The 25,194-nt window shown below is 69.5% G+C and carries 15 protein-coding genes; 8 read left to right on the plus strand and 7 right to left on the minus strand.

Annotated elements, in window-relative coordinates:
- The 5 genes from ADK57_RS02440 to ADK57_RS02460 form a co-directional block, all read right to left on the minus strand.
- Positions 1 to 995: LacI family DNA-binding transcriptional regulator (locus ADK57_RS02440; RefSeq protein WP_053747651.1), on the minus strand; the 995-nt coding region annotated here is incomplete at its 3' end.
- Between the two features lie 663 nt (positions 996 to 1,658).
- Entirely contained in the window at positions 1,659 to 3,668 is a 2,010-nt protein-coding gene (locus ADK57_RS02445; protein ID WP_053747652.1) for a TIM-barrel domain-containing protein, read from the minus strand.
- A 397-nt stretch (positions 3,669 to 4,065) separates the two neighbouring features.
- The gene (locus ADK57_RS02450) at positions 4,066 to 4,887 is read right to left on the minus strand and encodes a carbohydrate ABC transporter permease (RefSeq protein WP_053747653.1); all 822 of its coding nucleotides are present in this window, start codon (positions 4,885 to 4,887) and stop codon (positions 4,066 to 4,068) included.
- Positions 4,887 to 5,915, minus strand: a complete 1,029-nt coding sequence (locus ADK57_RS02455; RefSeq protein ID WP_053747654.1) for a carbohydrate ABC transporter permease — start codon at positions 5,913 to 5,915, stop codon at positions 4,887 to 4,889. Before ADK57_RS02455 ends, ADK57_RS02450 begins: the two co-directional genes overlap by 1 nt.
- The gene (locus tag ADK57_RS02460; protein ID WP_053747655.1) at positions 5,912 to 7,258 is read right to left on the minus strand and encodes an extracellular solute-binding protein; all 1,347 of its coding nucleotides are present in this window, start codon (positions 7,256 to 7,258) and stop codon (positions 5,912 to 5,914) included. The genes ADK57_RS02455 and ADK57_RS02460 overlap by 4 nt, the downstream gene beginning before the upstream one ends.
- Before the next feature lie 536 nt (positions 7,259 to 7,794).
- On the opposite strand from ADK57_RS02460, the gene ADK57_RS02465 reads away from it, so the two are divergent.
- The 6 genes from ADK57_RS02465 to ADK57_RS02490 all read left to right on the plus strand — a co-directional run bounded on the left by ADK57_RS02465 (position 7,795) and on the right by ADK57_RS02490 (position 17,083).
- Positions 7,795 to 9,312 (plus strand): alpha-N-arabinofuranosidase, encoded by a 1,518-nt coding sequence (locus ADK57_RS02465; protein WP_053747656.1) that lies wholly within the window; start codon positions 7,795 to 7,797, stop codon positions 9,310 to 9,312.
- 108 nt (positions 9,313 to 9,420) lie between these two features.
- A complete protein-coding gene (locus ADK57_RS02470; RefSeq protein WP_053747657.1) occupies positions 9,421 to 10,959 on the plus strand; it encodes a glycosyl hydrolase family 28 protein in 1,539 nt (512 codons plus the stop codon).
- A 294-nt stretch (positions 10,960 to 11,253) separates the two neighbouring features.
- A complete protein-coding gene (locus tag ADK57_RS02475) occupies positions 11,254 to 12,564 on the plus strand; it encodes an alginate lyase family protein (RefSeq protein ID WP_078972907.1) in 1,311 nt (436 codons plus the stop codon).
- 81 nt (positions 12,565 to 12,645) lie between these two features.
- Entirely contained in the window at positions 12,646 to 15,093 is a 2,448-nt protein-coding gene (locus ADK57_RS02480) for an alpha-L-arabinofuranosidase C-terminal domain-containing protein (RefSeq protein ID WP_053747658.1), read from the plus strand.
- Positions 15,087 to 16,088, plus strand: coding sequence for a LacI family DNA-binding transcriptional regulator (locus tag ADK57_RS02485; protein WP_078972908.1), 1,002 nt, complete (start codon positions 15,087 to 15,089; stop codon positions 16,086 to 16,088). Before ADK57_RS02480 ends, ADK57_RS02485 begins: the two co-directional genes overlap by 7 nt.
- A gap of 47 nt (positions 16,089 to 16,135) precedes the next feature.
- Complete coding sequence (locus ADK57_RS02490; RefSeq protein ID WP_053747660.1) at positions 16,136 to 17,083, plus strand: family 43 glycosylhydrolase; 948 nt, start codon at positions 16,136 to 16,138, stop codon at positions 17,081 to 17,083.
- A gap of 428 nt (positions 17,084 to 17,511) precedes the next feature.
- On the opposite strand, the gene ADK57_RS02495 is transcribed toward ADK57_RS02490, so the two are convergent.
- On the minus strand, positions 17,512 to 18,897 hold the full coding sequence (locus tag ADK57_RS02495; RefSeq protein ID WP_053747661.1) for a glycoside hydrolase family 43 protein: 1,386 nt from the start codon (positions 18,895 to 18,897) through the stop codon (positions 17,512 to 17,514).
- A 993-nt stretch (positions 18,898 to 19,890) separates the two neighbouring features.
- Complete coding sequence (locus ADK57_RS02500) at positions 19,891 to 21,354, minus strand: polysaccharide deacetylase family protein (protein ID WP_053747662.1); 1,464 nt, start codon at positions 21,352 to 21,354, stop codon at positions 19,891 to 19,893.
- Between the two features lie 1,306 nt (positions 21,355 to 22,660).
- On the opposite strand from ADK57_RS02500, the gene ADK57_RS02505 reads away from it, so the two are divergent.
- Together ADK57_RS02505 and ADK57_RS02510 are read left to right on the plus strand one after the other, a co-directional pair.
- Complete coding sequence (locus ADK57_RS02505) at positions 22,661 to 23,860, plus strand: sensor histidine kinase (protein WP_420711834.1); 1,200 nt, start codon at positions 22,661 to 22,663, stop codon at positions 23,858 to 23,860.
- A 544-nt stretch (positions 23,861 to 24,404) separates the two neighbouring features.
- Complete coding sequence (locus ADK57_RS02510; protein WP_053747665.1) at positions 24,405 to 25,100, plus strand: response regulator; 696 nt, start codon at positions 24,405 to 24,407, stop codon at positions 25,098 to 25,100.
- Positions 25,101 to 25,194 lie beyond the last annotated feature (94 nt).

Here is a 25,194-nt window from a genome sequence, read left to right on the forward strand (position 1 = left end):
GCGGTGCTCGCTCGCAACGAGATCGGCGGCGCGAGCAGCTGATGCCGGGCCGGTGTGTCGGGGTGGTCGAGCCGCTCGACGAGCAGGTCGACGGCGAGGCGGCCCATCTGCTCCGCCGGCACGTCCGCCGCGGTGAGCTGCGGGGTCACCGTCTCGGCCCACCGGCTGGCCACGACTCCGGTGACGGAGAAGTCGCGTGGTACATGGCGGCCGGCCTGTGCCAGCCCTCGGTAGAGGCCGCCGAGCGCGGCTTCGTTCAAGGTGACCAGGGCCGTGGTGGCGGGATCGTCGTGCAGGATCCGCTCCAGACAGGCCAGGCCCGAGGCGGCGTCGTCCCCGCAGCAGTACGTCCGGACGGTGAGCCCGCGTTCCGCCGCGGCCTTGGTGAACCCGTCCAGCCCCCGGTGGGCGGACTCGTACCCGGCCCTCAGGAGCTGCTCGGGCCGGTTGACGAAGGCGATCCTGCGGTGGCCCAGGTCCGCGAGGTGGTGCACACAGGCCGCCGCCAGTGCCGTGTGGTCAAGACCCACCCACCAGCTGCCCTCCGGGTGGGCGGTGCGGCCGATGGCGACGGAGGGGAAGTCCACCGCGGTGAGGTGGTCGAGCCGGTCGTCCTGCAGCCGGATCTCCATCAGGATCGCGCCGTCGACCCGCCGCTCGCCCAGCAGCCGCTGGAACGAGCGGTCGCTGTCCGCACCGCTCGGAGAGAGCAGCACGTCGTAGTCGTACGCCGCGGCGGCCTCGGTGACGCTGCCGATGAAGTCCAGCTGCATGCCGGTGTAGTGGTTCCCGGCGGGCGGGAAGACCAGACCGATGGTGTTGGTCCGGCCGTTGGCCAGGGCCCGCGCACTCGCGTTGGGCTGGTAGCCCAGCTCGTCGATGACCCGCTGGATCTTCTGACGGGTGTCCTCGGAAACGGGGCGCTTCCCGCTCAGGGCGTAGGACACGGTGCTCCGCGAGACACCGGCCCGCTTGGCAATCTCACCGATGTTCACGGGACTCCCTTGCCGAGATCGGTCGAACCGGTTCGATGATTCCAGGGAACGGAGTCGGCCAGGTGCCGATCGTCGAACCGGTTCGCGTGAAGTGAAGGTAGGAGCAACCCGGGGGAGTGTCAACGCCTCGCGCCGGATTTCTCGTAACGGCCCGGAAACGTCGGTGCGCGGAGGTGTGGTGCCTGGCCTGCCGGGGTGCACACCCGCTCACCAGGAGGCCAGGTGCCGGATTCGATGGACGGGAAACCCTGCCCCCGTCAGGGCGGCCTGCCGTGCGCGGCCGGAGAGGTCCATGTCGGGGGTATTGCTGGCCGGTGCCCTCGGTGCTAGCTTCATCGAACCGGTTCGACGATCCGTCGAGGGGTCATGACCGCTAGGGCGTCGATCCGGGCGCAAGGACTCTTGCCGCTTCCGGCGAGCGGTGGGAGCCCGGGCCCCCGCCCGCGTCCGGTCGCCGGGCTTCCGGTCACTCGCCAAGGTGTGCGGCGTGTATGCACCGAGCCCAGCTGCCGCGCCACCTCGGCGACCGGCTCAACGGGGACTCCCTCACATGCGCGCGGCTCCCACCCGGAACTCCGGGCGGGAGCCGCGCCCTTTGGCTCGCACGACTCGGCCTTCTCTTCAGGTCGGTTCACCATGCTGCGGGGGCGGACGCACAGGCCATCAGGCCGTGATCTCCGTGAACGCGTCCGCGACGGCGGCGCCTTCGCGGACGAAGACGGGGATACGTTCCAGTGGCGCGGGAACGTCGAGAGTGGTGCCGCCCCCGTGGAGCTCGCCGGTGGCGGTGTCGGTCCAGCGTGCGCCGGCCGGGAGGTGGACGGTGCGGCTGCGGGCTCCGGCCTCGGCGACCGGCGCGACGAGGATGTCAGGGCCGAGGAGGAACTGGTCGTCGACGGTCCAGGCGTGCGCGTCGTCGGGGAAGCCGAAGAACAGTGGCCGCATCACCGGCGCCCCGGTGCGGTGCGCCTGTTCGGACAGCTCCAGCAGATAGGGGCGCAGCCGCTCGCGCAGCCGCAGGTGCGCGGCCAGGATCGGGTATGCCTGTGGTCCGTATGACCAGACCTCGTTCGGTCCGCCGGTCATGTCCGCGGAGAAGGTGGGGTGGTTCGGCTCACGGTCGCCGTGCAGCCGCATGACCGGGCTGAAGGTGCCGTACTGGAACCACCGGACGAGCAACTCCTGGTACGCCGGGTCGGTGGGGTCGCCGCCGAGGAAGCCGCCGATGTCGGTGTGCCACCACGGGATGCCGCTCATCGCGACGTTCAGCCCGGCCCGGATCTGCTGGGCCAGCGACTCGAAGGTGGGCTTGATGTCACCGGACCACAACGCGACGCCGTAGCGCTGGCTGCCGGCCCAGGCTGAGCGGACGAGGCTGAGCGGGCGGTCGTCGCCGGCCTCGGTCAGACCTTCGGCGACGGCACGGGCGACCATCTTCCCGTAGAGGTTGCCCACCTGGACGCCGGGGCCCGCCGAGTAGACCGCGCGGGCGGCCAGTTCGAGGGGCATGTCCGGCTCGCAGGCGTCGAGCCAGAAGGCGGCGACACCGAGCGAGTGGTAGTGCTCGCTCAGCTGTTGCCAGAGGTGGCGGCGGGCGGCCGGATGGGTGGTGTCGACGTAGGTCATCGGCTGGTGGTCGGCGCCGTGGCCACGGGCGGGCCAGGGGTGAGTCAGCAGGCCGCCGTGGCTGTCGCCGACGAGTAGCCCGGCGTCGTGCAGCGTGTCGTGGTTGCGGCTGCCGGGATCCACGGTGGGCCAGACGGACACCGCCAACTTGACGCCGAGTGACTCCAGTTCCTCGATCATGGCGTCCGGGGCGGGCCAGTCGGTGCGATCGAAGTCCCAGTCGCCCATGTGGGTCCAGTGGAAGAAGTCGCAGACCATCACCGACAGCGGAAGTCCGCGCTCCTTGTACTCCCGGGCGACTGCCAGGAGTTCGTTCTGCGTGCGGTAGCGCAGCTTGGACTGCCAGAAACCGGCTGCCCATTCGGGCAGCAGCGGCGGGTGCCCGGTGGCCTCGGCGTAGGCCTCCATGATGTGGGCCGGGGTGTCGCCCGCGGTGATCCAGTAGTCGAGCTGGGGTGCCGAGTCGGCGACCCAGCGGGTGGCATCCCTGCCCAGCTCGACCCTGCCCATCGCGGGGTTGTTCCAGAGCAGGCCGTAGCCGCGGGAGGAGTGCAGGAACGGGATGGTGACCACCGTGTTGCCCTGGACCAGGTCGATCACCAGGCCCTTCTGGTCGAAGTAGCCGTGCAGATGCTGGCCCAGGCCGTGGATCCGCTCGCCGTCGTACGCTTCGAAGCGCTGTTCGATGCGGTAGGCGCCGTCGCCGAGCGGTGCGTATGAGCGCGACTGCGGGCACGCCGTGCAGGGGCGCTGGTCGGAGAGCAGTTCGCGGCCCGTGGCGGTGTGCAGGAAGCGCAGTGAGCCGTCCTTGTCGGCTTCCACGGTGAGACGGCCGTTGACGATGCGGGCGCTGCCGTCCGCGTGCGCGCTCACGGTGGCGGCAGGGCCTGTGGCGGGGATGTCGAGCGCACCGGGGAGCGTGTCGTCGGGGGCGTGACCGGCGCGGGCGCGGACCCGTACCGAGTGCGGCCCCCAGGGCTCGATGAGGAGGACCTCGTGCGGGGTGCGTCGTTCGAGGACGCTGCCCTGTGCGGTGAAGACGGTCATGGCTGGGGATTCCTTCTCGGATCTGCATGTCGGCGGTGGCCGGACGGGCACAGTCGGATTCTGTTCCAGGACAGCGGCGGCAGCGAGGAGGACAGCACCGCCCCTGTGACGCTGCTTGCGTCGGTCGTGCGGGGAGCGACCCGTTCCGGGCTCGCCAGGGTGTTTGCGGCATTGAGGTCTTCGTCACCGAACCGGGCCTTGGAGTGGGCGGGGCCGTCCGCTTCGACGCGCAGTACCCGTTTCCTGCCTTCTCCTGGCGGCAGGAGGCCGAAGCCGGGCCGGGGCAACATGTCCTGGAACGCCGGCGTCGATTACGCCGCCATGCTGCACCGCTCCCTCTCTACAAGGAGGTCAGTGAGCTCTACACCAAGGCCGGCCATTGAGGAGGTTGGGCTGGTCACTTGAGTCCCGACGTCGCGGTGCCCGAGATGAAGCCGCGCTGGAGGATGAGGAAGAGGACCAGCACGGGCACGATGTAGATCACGGCGCCCGCCGCGACGAGGGTGTAGAGCCCGCTGCCGTGCTCGTTGACGTAGCCGGTGGCGATCTTGACCGCGAGCGTGGTGCGGTCGTCGTCCAGGAACAGGGCGGGGGCCACGTAGTCGCCCCAGGACCAGCTGAAGGTGAGGATCAGGCTGGTGGCGATCACGGGCCAGGACTGTGGGAGGAAGATCCGCCAGAAGACGCGGATCTGCCCGCAGCCGTCGATGATCGCGGCCTCCTCCAGTTCCTTGGGCATGTTGCTGAAGAACTGCCGGAAGAGGAAGATCAGATACGGCATGCCGCACAGGCCCCACAGCACCCAGGGCACATACGTGTTCACCAGGCCGGCCTTGGCGAACAGCAGGTAGGTCGGGATGAGGGTGATGATCGTCGGCATCATCATCGTCGCCAGCAGGACACCGAAGACGATCCGCTTGCCGGGCGCCTCCAGGCGGGCGAAGCCGTACCCGGCCCAGGCCGAGGACAGGGTGATCAGGGTCGAGTAGATGACCGCGATCGTCAGGGAGTTGCGGGCGTAGCCGAGGTAGTCGAAGAAGGTCACGGCCTGGGAGAAGTTGTCCAGGGTGGGGTGGTGCGGCCACCAGTGGATGGGGACGGCGCGCAGTTCGGAGAGCGGCTTGAACGCGGTGATCATCAGCCAGCCGAAGGGGCTGAGCATGAGGACGAGGACCGCGACCAGGAGCATGTAGACGACTTTGCGTCGGGCCAGAACCATCACTTGCCTCCGAGCGTCCGGGCCTTGGGCTTCGTCTGCTCGGGTTCGACGGAGTAGAAGACCGCGCCCTTGCTGAGCCGGAAGACGACGTAGGTGACGAACATGACGAACAGGAAGAGGACCCAGAGCAGCGCGGAGGCGTAGCCGTAGCGGCCGTTGGCGAAGAACTGGGAGAAGACCTCGATCATGATCAGGTAGTTGCTGTCGGGCACGGCCGTCACGCCCTTCGGGCTGGGGTCGAGCGCGATGAGCAGCGGCAGGAAGGTCTGCAGCGCGGTGATGATCCCCGTGACCACCTGGAAGAACAGCACGGGGGAGAGCAGGGGCAGGGTGATCCGGGTGAAGGACTGCCACCAGCTCGCTCCGTCCACCAGCGCCGCGTCATGCAGCTCCCGGGGGATGTCCTGCAGGCCGGCCAGCGAGATGATCATGACGTTGCCCGTGGTCCACAGCGTCAGCATGATCAGTACGTAGCGGGCGTACGGATCGGCCAGCCAGGACACGCCGTTGACGCCGAAGATGTCCAGCACGCCGTTGGCCGAGCCGGAGTCACGGTCGAAGATCAGCTTGAAGGTGAGGGCGGCACCGACCGGCGGGACCACGGCGGGGAGGTACAGCAGGGTGCGGAACAGGCCGCGGGCCCGGATCGGCTGGTTGACCAGTACCGCGAGGAACAGCCCCGCGACGATGGTCAGCGGAACCGTGATCGCGGTGAACAGTCCGGTGCGGGCGAGGGAGTTGAGGGTGTCCGGATTGGTGAAGACCTCCCGGTAGTTGTCCAGCCCCACGAAGCGGGCGTTCGGGGACAGGCCGTCGGAGTTGGTGAAACTCAGCCACAGCGCGTAGCCGAGGGGGTAGGCCGTCATCCCCAGGAAGCCCAGGATCCAGGGACCGACGAAGACGTAGAAGGCTCCGGCCCGGCGCGCCCGCCGGGAAAGGGGCCGGCGCGCCCGGCGACGCCCCGGCCCGGGGTCGGGCGTCCGTGCCGGGGCGGGCGCGTGCGGTCCGGTGAGCTGGTCGGTACTCACCCCACCATCTCCTTGCCGCGCTTGAACTGTTCGTTCATGCGCGAGTTGAGCGCGTCGGCGATCTCGCCGACCGCGGTGTCGGACTTGATCGCGGCCGGCAGCACCTTGTTGAGGATGCCGTTCAGGGCGTCGGTCTGGGCGTACGGGCTGACGGGCAGCACCGAGAAGTACTGCAGTTCCCTCTCCTGGACCTCGTACGCCTGCTTCTGGAGCGCGGTGTCCTGCGGCAGTTTCTGGCGCAGTGAGTTCAGGGTGGGCAGGCCCCAGCCGCCGGCCAGCCGTTCCTTGGCGGGCGAGCCGGCGAAGTACCACTCGAAGAACTTCCAGGCCGCCTCCTTGTTCTTGGCGTCCTTGGGCATCCAGAAGCCGGTGCCGCCGAAGCAGGGGCTGATGCGGTTGCTGCCGAGCTGCGGCGCGGGCGCGAAGCGGGTGACCTCGGCCAGCTTGGGCTCGGAGGAGGCGACCCCGCCGAACCAGTGGCCGGCGCTGGCGATCGCCATCCGGTTCGCCTGGTAGGCCGGGCCGTCCCAGCCGTCCGGGTTGGGGTTGATGATGCTGGGGCCGACGTCGGCCTTCGTGTAGTCGATGTACCACTGGAGCGCCTTGCGCGCCTCGGGCGAGGAGAAGTCCACACTGCCCTGGTCCTCGGCGATCAGCTGCCCGCCGGCCGACGCGGTCATCCACATGAGCTGCTGCATGGGACCGAGGCCGGTGGCGCTCATGCCGTACACCTTCACCTTGCCGAGCTTGCGCTTGGTCAGCCGCTCGCCGAGGTCCAGCCACTCGTCCATGGACAGGGGCTCGGTCTCGCTGGGCAGATCCAGTCCGGCCTCCTCGAACATGTCGGCGCGGTACCAGATCATGCAGTCCTGGGAGTAGTCCTTGGCGAGGCCGTACCGGGGGCCCGCGCCCTGCTTCTCGCCGTCGAAACGCCACACGTCGTTGGCCCCGGCGATGTCGGAGGGCTGGAGCGCCTTGCTCTTGGCGAAGTACGGGTCCAGGTCCGTCATCAGTCCGCGCGCGGCGAAGTAGGGCGCGTCCGTCGCGCCGAGGCCGCGCACCACGTCCGGCGGGTTCTTGCTGGAGAGCAGGGCGTTGAGCTTGGTGACGTCATAGGTGATGACCCGGAGGGTCACGTCCAGCGTCTTCTCGATGTTCTTCTTGGCCTTCGCGTCCCACTCGTCGACCTGCGTCATGACGGTGAGCGTCTTGCCGCTCCCGGATCCGCTTCCGGAGTCGACGGAGGCGGCGCAGCCGGGCAGGGCGGCAGCGGTGAAGGCGGCGCCGGCGGAGGCGGTGAGGAAGCGGCGCCGGTCGAGGGAGCCTCTGGGTGCAACGGGCATGACTGTGAAGCCTTTCGTGCGGTGTGCATGCGGGGATGTGCGGGAAGACGGGTGCTGCCGCGCAGGAAGGCACAAGTGGCAGGAAGAGAAGGCAGCCTGGTGAGTACCCGGCCGTGGTGGACGGCCTTCGGGCAAGGCGTCGGCGACACCGCCCGCACTGTGGGTGGCGAGCGTTGCGGGTCCGGTACTTCGGCCGTGCGGCGTCACGCCCCGAAACGCCCACGTGTAGAAACCGGTTGCAGAAAACTTCGGCGAACGCTAGGGCGGGCTCCTGGGCAGTGTCAAGGGGTTGGAACGCCACGTATTCAACGGGCCCGGCCGTAGTGCAGGTCCGTCGAGACAAAGCTTGACGCAACCCTCTTGACTCTTCCGGCGGCGCGGTGGCAGCTTCTTGTACCGCTACAAGAAACCGGTTGTTGAATATTCGTGACGCCTCGAACGAGGCTGCCACGGGCGGGTGATGCCGCACCACCCCTGCTCGCGCCCCGCGCCACTACGTCCCCTCACGCCCCGCCCCATCCAGCAGGAGTACGTCCGTGCCCAACGCCACCGCGGTCATCAACCTCGACATCGAGGGCCCGACGATCAGCCGACATCTCTACGGCCACTTCGCCGAACACCTAGGCCGCTGCATCTACGGCGGCTTCTGGGTCGGGGAGGACTCGCCGATACCCAACGAAGGAGGCATCCGGCTCGACGTCGTCCAGGCGCTGCGGGCCCTGAACATTCCCAACCTGCGCTGGCCGGGCGGCTGTTTCGCCGACGAGTACCACTGGAAGGACGGCATCGGCCCCCGCGACCAGCGCCCCCGGATGGTCAACACCCACTGGGGCGACGTCGAGGAGAACAACCACTTCGGCACCCACGAGTTCATGGCCCTGTGCGAACTCCTCGGCACCGAGCCCTACATCAGCGGCAACGTCGGCTCCGGCACCGTCCAGGAGATGAGCGAGTGGGTCGAGTACCTCACCCGCGACGGCGACAGCCCCATGGCCAGGCTGCGCCGCGCCAACGGCCGCGACGAGCCGTGGCGGGTGAAGTTCTGGGGCATCGGCAACGAGACCTGGGGCTGCGGCGGCAACATGCGCGCCGAGTACTCCGCAGACCTGGCCCGGCAGTACGCCACGTACTGCCGCGACCACGGCGACAACAAGCTCTACCGCATCGCCTCGGGCGCCTCCGACGACGACTACAAGTGGACCGAGACGCTGATGCAGCAGATCAGCTGCTTCGGCTGCGAGGCCACCCCGAAGAACTTCTTCCAGGGCCTGTCCGTCCACTACTACACGATCGCCGGCCCCTGGGAGGCGAAGGGCAGCGCCACCGCCTTCGACACCGACGACTACTACCGCACGATGGTCGCCGCCCGCAGGACCGACCGGATCCTCACCGGCCACTCCACGGTCATGGACGTCTACGACCCCGGCCGCACCGTCGGCCTGGTCCTGGACGAGTGGGGCACCTGGTGGGACGTCGAACCAGGCACCAACCCCGGGTTCCTGTTCCAGCAGAACAGCCTGCGCGACGCGCTCGTGGCCTCCACACACTTCGACATCTTCCACAAGCACGCCGCACGCCTGTACATGGCCAACATCGCCCAGACCGTCAACGTCCTGCAGGCGATGGTCCTCACCGACGGCGACGCGCTGGTCCTGACCCCGACGTACCACGTCTTCGAGATGAACAAGGGCCACCAGGACGCCGCCTCGCTCACTGTGCACCTGAGCGGCGACGACGCTCGACGCACGGTCGGCGACGCGGAGTTGGAGACCCTGTCCGCTTCCGCCAGCGTCAAGGACGGGACGGTGCTCATCTCGCTGTCCAACCTCGACGCCGAAGAACCGTCCGAGATGACGCTCGACCTGCGTGGCCGGGCCGTCGGCGAGCCGACCGCCCGCATCCTGACGGCCGACCGCCTCCAGGCCCACAACACTCCTGGCACACCGGACACGGTCAGTCCGCGTCCCTTCGACGACCTCAAGACGACCGACCGGGGGCTCGCCCTGACGCTGCCGCCCCACTCGTTCGTCACCGTCCGGGCGCCGTTGGGCTGACCTGCCCCTCACTGTTCTCCGCAGGTGGCCGGGCCGGCCGTGCAACGTGACCCCGGCCTCCAGCGATCTGTTCCCACCCCGCACCACCCTGACAAGGAGCCGCAGCACATGAGCACGAACCTCACCCGACGCAGAACCCTCCAGAGCGCCGGAGCGGCCGTCCTCGCCGCCGGCCTGTCCTCCATGACCGCTGCGGCCGCCCACGCCGAGGACACGGCGGCCGGCGAGGACAACTCCGCGCCCAAGCTGGTCACCTACCCGCGGCCGGCCAACGTGGCGACCAACACCAGCTTCAAGGTGCGGGTGCGCACCGCCCCCGACGGCGAGTGGCAGACCCTCGACATCTACCTGGCGCGGGCGAAGGAGATCAACGCCACCACCGGCTCCGGCAGGGTCCTCAGCTCCTCGATGGTGTACTTCGACTTCCAGGGCTCCGTGGAGCTGGAGGTCACCTACCTCAAGGGCGGCACCACCAAGGGGCGGGTACGGCCGGACTCCCTCGGCATCACGCCCGAACTCCTCGGTGACACCCTGCGGTTCACGCTGGACGAGCCCCGGGACGTGGTCGTCCAGATCAACGACGAGGTCTTCGACTGTCTGCACGTCATCACCAACCACATCGACCCGAACCCGCCGGCCGCCGACGACCCGGACGTCATCTACTTCGGCCCCGGCCTGCACACCGTCACCGGCGGCATCCTCAACGTCCCCAGCGGCAAGACCGTCTACCTGGCCGGCGGCGCCGTCGTCACCGGGCAGATCGACTTCACGGAAGTCGAGAAGGCCTCCCTCAGGGGCCCCGGCGTGCTGCAGCCCGTGAGCACCACTGTCGGCGGCGTCCACGTCCACCGCAGCGAGAACATCCGCGTCGAGGGCGCCATCCTGCTCGGGAACGGCCTGGGCCACGGAATGTCCGAGAACGTCCTGATCAAGAAGACCCGGGTGTTCACCTACGGGCAGTGGGGCGACGGCTTCCCCGTCTACTGCTCGAAGAACATCACCTTCGACGGCTGCTTCGTGCGCAGCTCCGACGACAGCTTCTCCATCTACGCCCACCGAGGCGAGTGGTACGGCGACACCCGCGACATCACCATCCAGAACACCACCATCTGGGCGGATGTCGCGCACGCGATCCACGTCGGCACGCACGGCAACAGTGACACCCCGGAGATGATCGAGAACCTCGTCATCAAGAACGTCGACATCCTCGACCACCGCGAACCCCAGATGGACTACCAGGGCTGCATCTCCCTCAACGCCGGAGACTCGAACCTGATCAAGAACGTGCGTGTCGACGGCGTCCGCGTCGAGGACTTCCGCTGGGGCCAGCTGATCAACATGCGGGTCATGTACAACAAGACGTACAACACCTCGGTCGGCCGCGGCATCGAGGACGTCTACATCAAGGACCTCACGTACACGGGCACCCGCGCCAACCCGTCGCTGTTCCTGGGCTACGACGCCGACCACGCCATCAAGAACGTCACCTTCGAGAACCTGGTGGTCAACGGCGTGGTCATCGCCGACTCGATGCGCAAGCCGCGCTGGTACAAGACCACCGACACGGTGCAGTGGTACGCCAACGAGCACGTGCAGAGCCTGAAGTTCCTCACGACCGCCGAGGCCCAGGCCGCCGCCGCGTCATAGGTCCGACCGCGCCCCGCCGTCCGGGCATCCGCCTCGGCGGCGGGGCCTCGGCCACCGCGGCTGAAGCGCACCGGGACCGCCTTCACCGCATACGCCGCCCGTAGAAAAGAGGGCGTTGTCCGGCCCCCCCCCCCACGCCGCGGGAGACCTCCCCGGCTTCGGCAACGCCGCTCCCACGTGGGTCCTGCGCTCTGTGCACGCACCTCCCGAGCCTCGACACCACGCAGTTCGACCAAGTCGGCACCACCCCCGACCCGAGCGGTCGGGCCCCGTTCGATTGGAGTCGCACACCCCATGAGCCGCAACCATCTCCCCCCACTCGACCGAGGCACACCCCAACGCCTCCACACCGAGCTGCTGAGCCGACGAGGCATCCTGCGCGCCGCCGGCGGACTCGGGCTCGCCGGCGCGCTCGGCGCCGCCTCCCTACCGTCCGCCGACGCCGCCGGCAAGGGGAACGGTGTCCGCAACAAGGCCCTTGCCACCGCACCGACCGTCTGGAACCACCCCGGCGGGATACACCACCCCGGTGACATCAACCGCGCCAAGCTCAGGGTGGCTTCGCGCATCGAGCCGTGGTACTCGGGCTGGCAGCGGCTGACCGCCAACGCACACTCGGCCTCCACCTGGACGGCCAACCCCCAGGAGACCGTCTACCGCGGCGGGAGCTACCAGAACTACTCGATCCTCTACAACGACATCGCCGCCGCCTACCAGAACACCCTGCGCTGGCTGATCAGCGGCGACACGGCCCACGCCGACTGCGCCGCCGCCATCTGCAACGCCTGGTCGAGCACCCTGACCACGATCACGGGCAGCACCGACGCGATCCTGGCCGCCGGCATCTACGGCTGGCAGTTCGCCAACGTCGGCGAACTGCTGCGCGACTACAGCGCCTTCGACCTCGAAGCCTTCCAGCAGATGATGCTGGACGTGTTCTACCCGATCAACCACGGTTTCCTCAGAGACCACAACTTCACCTGCATCACCCACTACTGGGCCAACTGGGATCTGTGCAACATCGCGTCGATCCTGGCCATCGCCATCCTCTGCGAGGACGCCGGCAAGTTCGACGAGGCCGTCGCCTACTTCCAGAGCGGCGCGGGAAACGGCTCCATCGCCCACGCGGTCCCGTACCTCTACACCGACGACGACGGCTACGCGCTCGGCCAGTGGCAGGAGTCCGGCCGCGACCAGGGACACACCCTGATGGGGATGGGCCAGATGGGCGCGATCTGCGAGATGGCCTACAACCAGGGCGTCGACCTCTACGGCTACGACAACAACAGGTTCTTCAAGGCGGCCCAGTACGTCGCCAAGTACAACATCGGCCTGGACGTGCCCTACACCACCTACAGCTGGGGCAGCGGCACCAACTGCACCTACAACGAGCAGACCGCCATCTCCTCGTCCGGCCGCGGAGGCATCCGCCCGGTGTGGGCGATGCTCCACTACCACTACAACCGGATCAAGGGCCTGGACGACAAGTACATCGCGGCCATGTCCAGCGACCTCGTCGGCATCGAGGGAGGCGGCGGCGACTACGGCACCACCAGCGGCGGCTACGACCAGCTCGGCTTCGGCCAGTTGATGTACGCCAAGTAGTCCCGGGCGGCCCCGCGCTCCCCCGCGGGGCCGCCCGGTCACACCGATCACGCAAGGCCACACCCACGCAGGAGAATCTCCGTGCCCGACGCCAACCCCCCTGTCGAGACGGTCATCGAGGTGGACACCCGTGCCCCGGGCACCGCCATCTCACCCGACCTGTTCGGCGCGTTCTTCGAGGACCTCAACTACGCGGCCGACGGCGGGCTGTACGCCGAGCTGGTGCAGAACCGGTCCTTCGAGTACGGCCCGGCCGACCGTCCCGAATGGCACTCCCTCACCGCCTGGGAGCTGCTGGAGCGGGACGGCGCCGCCGGATCGCTCACGGCCTCCACCGACGATCCGCTGCACCCGGTCAACCCGCACCACGCGGTGCTGACCAGCACCACCACCGCCGGGGCGGGGCTGCGCAACGAGGGGTTCGACGGCATCCCGGTCCGGGCGGGGGAGACGTACGACGTGAGCGTCTTCGCCCGCCTGGCCGGGGGCACCGCCGACCGGCTGATCGCGCGGATCGAGAGCCGGGACGGCGAACGTGTCCACGGACAGGCGGAGTTGGGCCCGCTGGACGGCTCCTGGAGACGTCGCACGGCGGTGATCACCTCTGAAGTCACCGACCCGGATGCCCGTTTCACCCTCACGGCGACCGGTCCCGGCACCGTTCACCTGGACCTGGTCTCGCTCTTCCCGCAAGCCACGTTCAAGGGCCGCCCGGGCGGCCTGCGCGCCGACCTGGCGCAGGCCATCGCCGACCTGAAGCCGAAGTTCCTGCGCTTTCCCGGTGGTTGCCTCGCCCACGGGCAGGGCCTTGCCAACCTGTACCGCTGGTCCGAGACCATCGGCCCGCTCCACGAGCGCAGGCAGCAGTTCAACATCTGGCACTACCACCAGTCGATGGGCCTCGGCTACCACGAGTACTTCCAGTTCTGCGAGGACATCGGCGCCAAGCCCCTGCCCGTCGTCCCGGCCGGGGTCTGCTGCCAGAACAGCGACGTGACCGGACAGGCCGGCATCCCCGACGAGGAGATGGACGCCTACATCGCCGAGGTACTGGCCCTGGTGGAGTGGGCCAACGGCCCCGCCGACTCGCCCTGGGGCGCCCTGCGCGCCGCCGCCGGACACCCCGAACCCTTCGGCCTCGAATACCTCGGCGTCGGCAACGAGGACACCATCACCGACACCTTCCGTGACCGCTTCTCCCGCATCCACGACGCCCTGCGCGAGCACCACCCCGAGATCACGGTCATCGGCACCCTCGGCCCTGCCACCTTCGGGGAGGACTGGGAGAAGGGCTGGGCGTTCGCCCGGGAGCGAGACGTTCCCATCGTCGACGAGCACGCGTACAAGTCGCCGCGCTGGCTGCTGGAGAACAGCCGCCGCTTCGACACCATGGACCGCCAGGGCCCGCACCTGTACATCGGCGAGTACGGCAGCTGGCGCAACGACGGCCGCGGCGCGCTCGCCGAGGCCCTCTACATGATCGCCATGGAACGCAACGGCGACGTCGTCCGGATGGCCTCCTATGCCCCGCTCCTCGCCAAACGCGACCGCACCCAGTGGCTGCCCGACCTGATCTACTTCGACAACACGAGTGTCTGGACGACCCTCAACTACCACGTCCAGCAGATGCATTCGGTGAACTCGGGCGACACTGCGCTGCCCGTCACGGTGACCGGAGCGCCCGAGGCGCCGCCCGTACGGGCCAGAGACCGGCACGACATCCGCATCGGTACCGGTTCCGACACCCGTGCTGAGTTCACCGACGTCCACTGCGGCCCCTTGGGCCAAGAGCTCGCGCCGGTCCGGGACCTCCACAACTGGGGTACTCAGGACGTTACTTGGGAGCTGAACGGCGAAACCGTGGCCGGATCGGGTACCGGCCCGTTGTTCTCGGACGCGGTGCGCGGATCGTCGTACGCCTTCTCGGTGCGGGCTCGGAAGACGGACGGCGCCGAGGGGTTCGTCCTGTGTTTCACCGGGACGACGTCCGAGCGCCGGTACCAGTGGCGGCTCGGCGGCTGGGACAACCGGGCGACCTGGCTCCAGCGGGTGGACGACGGCGTGGCGGACGACCTCGGCGAGCGTGTGCTCGAAGGTGTGGAGAGCGGCCGTTGGTACGACCTGCGGGTGGAGGTGGACGGCCTGCGCGTGCGCTGCTTCCGCGACGGCGAGCTGCTTCACGACGTGGAGGACGTCCGGCCGGTCCCGGAAGTGTTCGCCGTCTCGGCCGTACGCGACAGCGCCGCAGACGAGGTGATCATCAAGATCGTCAACACCACCCCCGAACCTGTCACGGTCCGCCTGCGGCCGACGGGTATGGCCGGGGACACCGGATGCGCGCGCACCACCCTCGCCGTTCCCCCGGACGTCACCAGCCGCTTCGGCCCGGCCCCGGCCACACCCGTGCACGACCGGCTGACCGGGCCCGTCTGCGGTGTTCCGCCGTACTCCTTCACCGTTCTGCGCACGGACGCACGGCATACCATGCGGGAGGGTGCCGAGACCGCAGACCAGGGGCGAACGTGGTAACGATCAAGGATGTGGCGAAGGCGGCCGGGGTCTCACCGATGACCGTCTCGAACGTCATCAACGATCACCCGAACGTGCGCGGCTCGACGCGTGCGAAGGTCCTCGAGGCCATGGCCCGGCTCGACTACCGGGTCAACGTCGCCGCCCGCAATCTGGCCAAGGGCAGCACCGGAACCATCGGCCTCGCCGTCCCCGAGGTGAACAGCCCCTACTACGGCCGGCTGGCCGCCACCATCATCGCCGCCGCCGAGCGGCGGGGCCTGCGCGTGAGCATCGAGCAGACCGCCTCCCGGGACAACGAACTGGACGCCCTGTCCCTGTCGCGCAACCTCATGTACGACGGACTCATCCTGACCGCCGCGGGCATGCGACAGGCCGATGCCGAACGGCTTCGGGTGGACCACCCGGTCGTCATCCTCGGCGACCGGATCTTCGGCGCGCCCGTCGACCACGTCGTCATGCCCCACCTCGAAGCCTCGCGTGAGGCCACCCGCCACCTGATCGAGCGGGGCTGTCGGCGTATCGCGTTCCTGTGCGGGGCGGTGGAGGAGGTCGACACCTCCAGCCTCCGCCTCACCGGCTACCGGCAGGCCCTTGAGGAGGCGGGCCTGCCGACGGACCCCGCCCTGATCCAGCAGGTGGACAGGCTCGGCATGCGCGAAGGCGCCGAACGTGCCCGGGAGATGGCGGAGGGCGGCCTCGACTTCGACGGCGTGTTCTGCGTGACCGACTCCCTGGCCATGGGCGTGCTGCGAGGCCTGGCCGACACCGGGATACGGGCGCCCGGCCAGGTCAAGGTGATCGGCTTCGACAACGTCACGGAGAGCGAGTACTTCATCCCCTCGCTCTCCACGATCGACCCCGACCACGACGGCATGGCCGAGCGCGCGGTCGACCTCCTGATCAAACGCGTCGAACACACCGAGCCCCCGACCCGGCACCAGGACTTCGTCGGCGACTTCTCGCTGGTGATCCGGGAGTCGACGGGCGGCTGAGGACAGTTCGCGCGTCGCTTCTTGGCACCACGACAAGGGAGACCTCCGTGAACCGCGTGGCCCGTGCCCCGCTCTTCCGCGACCCGATCCACGACGGAGCCGCCGACCCGGTCGCCGTCTGGAACCGCCAGGCCGGCGAATGGTGGCTCGTCTACACCAACCGCCGCACCACCGCCCCCGGCCCCGGCGTCTCCTGGGTGTACGGCACCGACCTGGGCGTGGCCGCGTCGGCGGACGGCGGCCGCACCTGGACCTACCGGGGCACCCTCAGGGGCCTGGAGACCGAGTGGGGGCGGAACACCTTCTGGGCGCCGGAGATCATCTGGCACGACGGGCGCTACCACATGTACGTCAGCTACATCCGCGGCATACGCGACGACTGGAACGGCGACGCCCGGATCCGCCACTACACCAGCCCCGACCTGCTGACCTGGACGCACCACGGCGCCCTGGACCTCGGCTCCGACGGGGTCATCGACGCCTGTGTGTTCCCGCTGCCGGGCGGCGGCTGGCGCATGTGGTTCAAGGACGGCCGCCGCGGCTCGCTCACCTACACCGCCGACAGCCCCGACCTCTACCACTGGCGGCCCACCGGCCTGGCCGTCGGCCACCGCCCGCACGAAGGACCCAACGTCTTCGAACTCGGCGGCCACTACTGGATGCTCGTCGACGAATGGCACGGCCAGGGCGTGTTGCGCTCGGACGACCTGACCACCTGGGAACACCAGGGACTCATCCTCGACAAGCCGGGCAGCCGCCCCGACGACGGCACCATCGGCCTGCACGCCGACGTGGTCGTCCAGGGCGAGACGGCCTACGTCTTCTACTTCACCCACCCGGGCCGAGTGGGGGACACCGCGGAGGACGACACCTACGCCACTCGCCGCTCCTCACTCCAGGTCGCCGCCGCACGGGTCGTCGACGGCACGTTGCACTGCGACCGCGACGAACCCGTACCACTCGATCTGTCCCCAGAGCCCTGGACGGAGCGGTAGCCCCGAAGAGAGGGCCGGCCACAGGGATCGAGGGCGCCGGCGATGGCTTCTGCGCCGTTCCCGTGCGGGTGTCCGCCGCAGTCCTGTCCGCCCGTCGGCTCCCCGATCGGCGGGAGGCGTACGCGACGGTCTTGTTGCGTAATGTCTCCGTCGGCCCGACATCGAGAAGGCCGATGGCGTCGGGGTAGTAGTAGCCGCAGCCCTCCTGGCCGGCATCGGTATGGATGCCGGTGCCCAGCCCACCGGCGGCGGGGTGGCCCCGATCTGGCTGGTGTTGGCGATGGTCGGCTCGGCGGACAGTAGTGCGGACGGCTCGTGGCCGGCCAGGGATGTCAGGCCGGCCAGGCCGAGGGCGAGGAGGCGCAGGGTGATGCGTCCGGCCCGGTTCCGCGCGGAGGTGTACTACGAGACAGGGGTGCCTGCCAAGGTCAGTACCCGACCCGGAAGGTCGCGTCCTGCCGGCCCGTGGTCGTGGAGATCGGGTCGATGCGCAGCATGTAGTTCGAGTGGCGGATGTAGCGGGTCGGGTAGTTGTACGACCGGAACGACGCCCAGCTCGAGTCCGCCAGGCCCGCTTCGCGGTAGAAGGTCGCGTCGGCGGCGAACTGCGAGGTGCTGTCGTTCACGTCCAGTTGGAGCCCGTAGTTGATGTGCCGGAGGTAACGGGTCGGGTAGTTGACCGACCGGAAGGAGACCCCGGAGCTGTCGGCGAGCCCGGGGACCAGGGTCCACTGCGAGTCCGTGTACGGCGCGATCGGGTACTCGTCGATCTGGCCCACGAAGCTGGCGTGGCGGATGTAACGGGCCGGGAAGTTGTACGACTTGAGCCGGTTCCAGGTCGGGGTGCCCCACTTGGCGAGCAGGTTGTTGTACTCGGTCGTGGTGATCGTCGTGATGCCGCAGTGCTTGGAGTTGAGCGGCTGGGTGTAGGTCTTCTGGTCGAGGGGGGTCCAGGTGGCCGAGGCGAGGTCGGTGGACTGCCAGGCGTAGAAGACGCCGTTGGGCCGGTAGTTGTCGCCCCACAGGTACCAGGTGTTGGACGCCAGGGACTTGACGATGGTCGGGGCCTCGGTGTTGCCGTTGTGTGAGGCGCCTTCGTTGGTGCTGAACTCGGTGAAGCTGCCCGGGGTCAGGGTGGTGGATCTGGCTGCCACCAGCTTGTCGACCTTCTTGAAGAAGAGGTAGTTGTAGCCGCCCACGCCCAGAGCCATGTCGCCGTCGATGACTTCGTATCCGGGGTCGAAGAACACCTGCGGGGCGGAGGCGGTGACGAAGTCGCTGGTGTAGTTGACCATGATCACGTTGTGGCCGCTGGAGTTCACCGAGGAGTAGATGACCGCGTACTGACCGCGGCCGGCGTCCCAGAACGCCTCGGGTGCCCAGCTGTGGGTTGCCATGTCGTGCAGCTTCATGCGCCGGTAGCCGGTGAAGGTGCGGAGGTCGGCGGAGTCCCAGACGTGGATGTACTGGCTGTTGTAGCTCCAGTTGGTGCCCTTGAGGTCGGTGGCGAGGACGACGAACGTGCCGTCCTGCTTGCGCAGGACGAACGGGTCGCGCAGGCCGAGTGCGCCCTCGGTGGGGGAGGCGACGGCGTTGTTCTGGTTGAGCGGCGTCCACTCGAGCCCGTCGGGGCTGACGGCCAGGTGCAGGTTGTAGTCGGTGCCGCTGCCGAGGTTGTTCGCCTCGGTGAAGTAGACCATCGCGTACGCCGAGTCGGCCGCGTGGGCGGTGCCCGTGCCGAGGGTCAGGGCGAGGGGGACGGCGGCGGACATGCCCAGGAGGGCCCGACGGGACAGATGGGGGTTTGCGCTCATCTTGTGCTCCGATGTGACGTGCGGAGAGGGTCCGGAATGACCGGGATTTCGAACGAAGTTCGGAAAATCGATCAGAATGTAGGGTCTGAGTATGGGGGCGTCAACCGTTCTGACGTGCCCTTTGTGATTCCTGTGCCGCGGGGTGCGAACCGGTTCGCCCCGGGACCCACTTGTGTCGATCGCCGCCGACCCCCGCGGGGACAGAGGGCGTGTCCTGGCGGGGGCTGCTCGGGGGCGCGCCCGTGCGTCAGAGCGCGGGGACCGCTGAGGTCCGGGACTTGTTGATGTTGTGGACGAGGCTGCCGGCCGGCGGGAGGTTGGCCGATCTTTGCGTGGTTGTACGTGTTGGCCTTGCCGAGGCGGCCGCGGGACTTCCTGCTGCGCTTGACTGCGTGGGACCCGTGCTGCGCCTCCAGTTGCTCGGTCTGCCGGGAACCCGGCGTGGTTCGTGCCGGGGAATGGGGAAATCCGGCGGGGCGAGACCAAGACTGGAGGGCGGGATTTTGTTCAGCAGGCCGGTTCGTCGGGGTGAAAAATTCCGCGCCGAGGATCGGCTCGCCATTTCCGGTGCCGTCACGACGCACCGCACACCCCGTCGCCTGAGACGAAGGGCCGCTGCAGCAACACACGCGCCATGGCGGCACGGTGACGCCTGGCTCGAGGAGGGGATCCGCCTCTTCGACCGCGGCAGGCGCCTGGTTGCTGTCGGACACCGCCCGTCTGCAACTGGCGGCAGCGACCGGCCTTGCCTGGACGGACGGCGCGGGCCGGGGCTCGGGCCGTATGCAGCGACGCCGCTCCCCGGCAAGGCCCGCGTCATGCTCGGCAACGGGCCGGACTTCGGACCGGGCGGTGAGGGCCCGCCGGCCTCGGCTTCGACACCTCCCGGCCGGCTCTCGAGGAGATCCCTGCCCGCGCTGTGCTCAGCCGCTGTCCTGTGGACCGCCGACCAGCGGGTCCACCAGGCCCGGGCCGCCCCTCCCCCCATTGCGGTCACATGGTGGCGCGAAGGTGGCTGACGGTGACGAAGTGGTAGCCGCGGGCGGTGAGGGTGCGCAGGACCTCGGGGATGGCGGCGACCGACGTGGGGTGGATGTCGTGGACGAGGACGACGTCGTTGGGTTCGGCCTGGGAGATGACGGTCTGGGCCACCTTGGCGGGGTCGTGGAACTTCCAGTCCAGGGTGTCCACGTCCCACAGGGCGGGGGACAGGCTGGTGGCTGCCCGGACTTTGCCGTCGATCGCGCCGTACGGCGGGCGGAAGAGTGTGGGTTCCCTGCCCGTGGCTGCCTTGATCGCCGCGTTGGTGCGCTCCAGCTGGGAGCGGACCTGGGCGGGGGTGAGGTTGGTGAGGACCGGGTGGTTCCAGGAGTGGTTGGCGATCTCGTGGCCGGACTTCATCTCGGCGCGGACGATGTCCGGGTGGGTGGCGACGTTCTGGCCGACGCAGAAGAAGGTGGCGCGCGCCTTGTACTGGGCGAGGTACTTGAGCAGCGTTGCCGTCTCGGGGGCGGCGGGGCCGTCGTCGAAGGTCAGGGCGATGCACTTGGCCGTGGAGCAGTCCGTGGTGTCCTCGCCCGGGTGCGGCTGCGCGGCGACGGTCGGGGCGGAGGTGTGGGCGGCCCCCAGGTCGAGCTTGGCGTCCGGGTCGGTGGTCTGGCGCTGGGCGCGGCTGCCGAAGTCGGACAGCCATGGGGTGACGGTCGCGCTGGGGAGGGTGACGGAGATGCGGCCGGCCGGGGGGACGCCCACCGTGCCCCGGTCGAAGTCCACCTTCAGATCGCCGTCGGGGGTGAAGGCCATGTCGTCCAGGTAGGTGTCGCGGCCCTCCTGGTCGCCGAGCGCCGTCTCGACGGTGTCGGGGGTGACCCCCTCCCGCTTCTCCAGGCGCTTCTTCACGGCCGCGACGAAGGCGTCCTGGGAACCGTCCGCGATGAGGCCCGGGGACGTCCGGTGCTTCTTGGCGGCGCCGTCGTACCAGTACGCCTTGGTGCCCAGGCCGTCCGCGTTCGACGTTCGGTCGACCGTCGCCAGCCGGACGCCCAGCACGTCGCCGGAGGCCACGAGGAACGAGAAGCTGACGTTCAGCTCGGGTCCCTCCACGCCGTCCATGCCGCCGCAGCCCGTGGCCTGGCCGCCGGTGTCCTCGCCGAGGAAGACCGCGAGGCGTCCCTCCACGTCCTTCTTCATCGCGGCCGTCATCGTGTCGGCGCCGGGGACGTCCGGGTAGCTCGTGGCCCAGGGGCAGGAGCGGTCGGTGCTGCTGTCGCTGACGATGCTGACGCCCTTGAGCTTGCTCAGGTCGACCTGGGTGCTGCCGGTGTCGTTCCCTCCGGCCCGGGACCGGCCGTCCGGGGAGGGCGCGGAGTCCGCCGGTGACGAGCCGGTGGAGCAGGCAGCCGTCATGGCGAGCGAGCCGAGCAGGAGGAGTACGGGGGCGAGGGTGCGTCGAGGCATACGTGAACCTGGGTCCGTGAGGTGCCGGGGCATGAGTGCGGGCGTGTGGCGCGCGAGCTGTCGCTGGACTGCGACGTCCCGCTGCGGGCGCCATGCGAAGGGCAAGGGGCTGCGATTTCGCCGGGTCAAGCTATGTTTTCGGCCGGTCTCCCACAATCCCTTTGGCCCGCCGCCAGCCCAGATGTGACCACTCTCTCTCCGGCCGAGCTGCCGGACGCCCAACGCATCGCGCGAGGGGACGTCCCCCGCATCGTGTGCTGTGAGTGGCGGCCCACGCACGCTTCAGTGGCCCGGCGGGGACTGCTGACCATCCGCGGACGCCCAAGCCTCTGACCCGGTCCGGTGCCCCCCCCGTCACCGTGCCCCCGCCCGCGGCCCGAGGTCCTCCCACCTCCGGGCCTGGGGCCGTGCTCCGCGCATGTGACATCAGGCAGCACGGCCTGGGGAAGAGAGCTCCTGCCGGGCGAGTTGGCCCGGACCATCTCCCTTGGGCAAGCGGAAAAGCTGCGGAACGGGTCTGGGCCCACTGGACGATCGGAAGCCACTGAGGGTGGCGGGTGAGGTGTAGACCGTGTCGGTCCGCTGGTTGACGGCGAACCCCGCCGGGTCGGCACACTTGCGCCACCGCTGGTGGCGTTCCCTGAGCAGCCACCGCACGTCTGGCGTTTCTGCAACTGCCGGGCGGTACGACGGGTGTGCCGAAGCCTGTCCCGCGCCCCCACGACGAGGAGGTGAGGCGGACCACAGGTGGGTAGAGGGCTGTGACCGGGCGGTCGTGGCGGCCTCAACCGCCATCCGGCCGCGGCGCTCCGTGCCGACCCGCTCGCCGCTCCGGCCGCCAGTTCTGCCGACGGGCCCGCTGCCGCCGGGGCGACGGCGGTGACGGTGAGCCCGGCAACCACCGCCAGGACCGGTATCCCGTACGCGGCACTCCGCGCCGTCAGTCTCCGACTCGGCTGTGCCTGTTCCGCAATGTGCTGTCTCGCTTCCCCATAGGGCGGTGGATGGTTCCGGAAGAGGCCCGTCTGCGCGGGCACACGGACGGCCCCGGGCCCATGCAAGGGGGGCGCGTGAGCCGGGGCCGCCTCAACCGTCGGCGGGGGGAGTGCCGTCGGCCGTGACCGAGTCTTCGCCCGCGGGGAATTGGTCAGTAGCCCCAGTCGGGCACTGAACAATCGGGAGAAGCCCCTGCTCGCGCGAAGTCTCGGCCGTTCGGCCGGTGTGCGTGGCCCGCCGCGTCGCTACAAGTGGCCTTTCGGCCGATCCCGCTGGGCCGGCGGGAGGTTAGGGTCGCGCCGTGGATCTCCTGAGCATCGTGCGTGCCTTCGGTGCGCCTCCCGGACCGGATGGCCCTCGGCTGGGCCTTCTGAGGGCGTTCGGCATCGTCTTTCTCCTGCTGGCGGCAGGTTCGGACCTGCTGTTCGCCGGCGTCGACGGCGGTTCGCGGTGGCCTCAGCTGGTGGTGCTGCCGATCGGTCTGGCGGCGCTCCTCTGGCCCGCCGCCCGGCGGCCGGCATGGTTCACCGTGGCGGTGCGCACCGCCGTGCCCGCGGTCCTCTCCGGCGCCGTGACGGCGGCCGTGTTCCTGTCCGGCCGGGAGGCGCTGTCCGGACCCGGCGAACTCGCGATCCTGGTGTGTCTGCTGCTGATCGCGGTGCGTGACTGCCCCGTGCGGTGGGCGGCGGTGTGCGGCGTTCTGGACGGTGCGGCGATTCTGGCGCTGCCCTACAGGCAGGCCCCCGGCGACTCGTCGGTCAACCCCTTCGGGATGCTGGCGCTGGCCGGTGTGGTCGCCGGGCTCGGCGGGTACCTGCGTGCGCTGGACCACCGCCGCCGTGCAGTGGTCACCGAGACCCAGCGGGCCGAGCGCCTTGCCATGGCGGCCGACCTGCACGACTTCGTGGCCCACCATGTCACCGGGATCCTGGTGCAGTCGCAGGTGGCCCAGCACTTGGCCATGTCGGACCCCGAGCGTCTGGGCCGGATCCTGAAGGACGTCGAACGCTCCGCCACCGAGGCCCTGGTCTCCATGCGCCGTACCGTCGGCCTGATGCGCGAGGTCCCGGTGGCCGGGGACACCGACCGCAACCCGACGGGTGATCTGGCCGCACTACCCGAACTGGTGGACGGCTTCGGCGGGCCCGTCGGCCCGAAAGCCGCGCTGCGCCGCGATCCCTCGGTGCCGGACGAACTGCCCCATGAGGTGCAGGCCGCCGCCTACCGGGTCGCCCAGGAGGCCCTGACCAACGTGCGGCGGCACGCCGCCGATGCCACCGAGGTGACGGTCGGCCTGGCCTACGACGGCCGTGCGCTGGAGGTGACGGTGCGTGACGACGGCCGTGGCGGCACCCGGTTGCCGCCCGCCGCGCGCGGCGGCGGCTTCGGCCTGGTCGGGCTGACCGAACGGGTCACGGCGCTCGGCGGCGAGTTGCGTACGGGACCCCGTTCCGACCGCAAGGGCTGGGAGGTCACGGCGATCCTGCCGGCGGAGTCGGTGTCGCCGTGACCGTCTCGGTGCGCTGGGCCACATGCCGCGGAGACCGGGAGCGTGGCCGCCGGTGCCGTGAGAGCCACCAGCGGCCGGTGCGGGCGGCTGAGCAGGACCCGCGCGACCCCGGTGAGCGGCCCCTCGGAGGAACGGGGTCCTCTGCGGTTCGGGTCGGTCATGACCCGGTCCACCGACTGTGGAATCCGAGCCGTGTTCGTCCCGGGCCGGGAGGACCGCATGCCGGTCGGCGGGGAGCGTCTCCTGCCTGACGTCCCGCCTCGCGTTCCCCGTCACACGCGCCGGTCGTGCTGCTCGCGCCGACGGAACCGCGGCGGCCGTGCCGGAACCGCGACGCTCTTCATCCGCCGTTCGGCCGAGGCCCCGCCCGTCCGGGCCGGTCGATCATGGCCGTTCGACCGAGGCGGCGGTCCCCGCCGATCGGGGAGAGTGTGGCCCGGTGGCCCGGCCGCAGGAGGACGGCGATGTTGCTGCAGCCACGCCCGAGCGGCGCCGGGGCCGGGCCGCACGGGGCCGTCAGGTGACTGGGACAGGAGAGATGAGCATGACTATCCGGGTGGTCGTCGTGGACGACCAGGACATGGTGCGTTCGGGGTTCGCGGCGTTGCTGTCGGCGCAGAGCGACATCGACGTCGTGGGAGAGGCGCCCAACGGCCGGCTCGGTATCGAGGTCAGCCGCAGCACACATCCCGACGTGGTGCTGATGGACGTACGGATGCCGGAGCTGGACGGACTGGAGGCGGCACGGCAGCTGCTCGATCCGCCGCCCGGTGTGGTACACCGGCCCAAGGTACTCATGCTGACCACTTTCGACATCGACGACTACGTCTACGAGGCCCTGCACGCCGGGGCCAGCGGCTTCCTCCTCAAGAACGCCCCGGTCGCCGAACTCGTGCAGGCAGTACGGGTGATCGCCGCCGGTGAGGCGCTGCTCGCCCCGTCCATCACCCGACGCCTCATCGAGGACGTGGCCCGGCGCCGCCCCGTCCCGCGCCGGGACACGCACGTGCGGCTGAACGGCCTCACGCCCCGGGAGACGGAGGTTCTGCTGCTGGTCGCACAGGGCCTGTCGAACGCGGAGATCGCGGCGAGGCTGGTGGTGGCCCAGCAGACCGTCAAGACCCATATAACCCGGCTTCTCACCAAGCTCGGTGCCCGCGACCGGACGCAACTGGTCGTCATGGCCTACGAGTCGGGGCTGGTCGCCCCGGGGATGTCCCACCCGGTCCCGGGCACCTAGTCTTCTGAGTCAAGAATTCCATTCAGATGTGTAGGCTTGCTCCATGGCACGGACGGGGCGGCCGAAGGCCGAGTTGACGCTGTCGGACGAAGAA

It is taken from the genome of Streptomyces sp. MMG1533 (assembly GCF_001279775.1).
Taxonomy (GTDB): domain Bacteria; phylum Actinomycetota; class Actinomycetes; order Streptomycetales; family Streptomycetaceae; genus Streptomyces.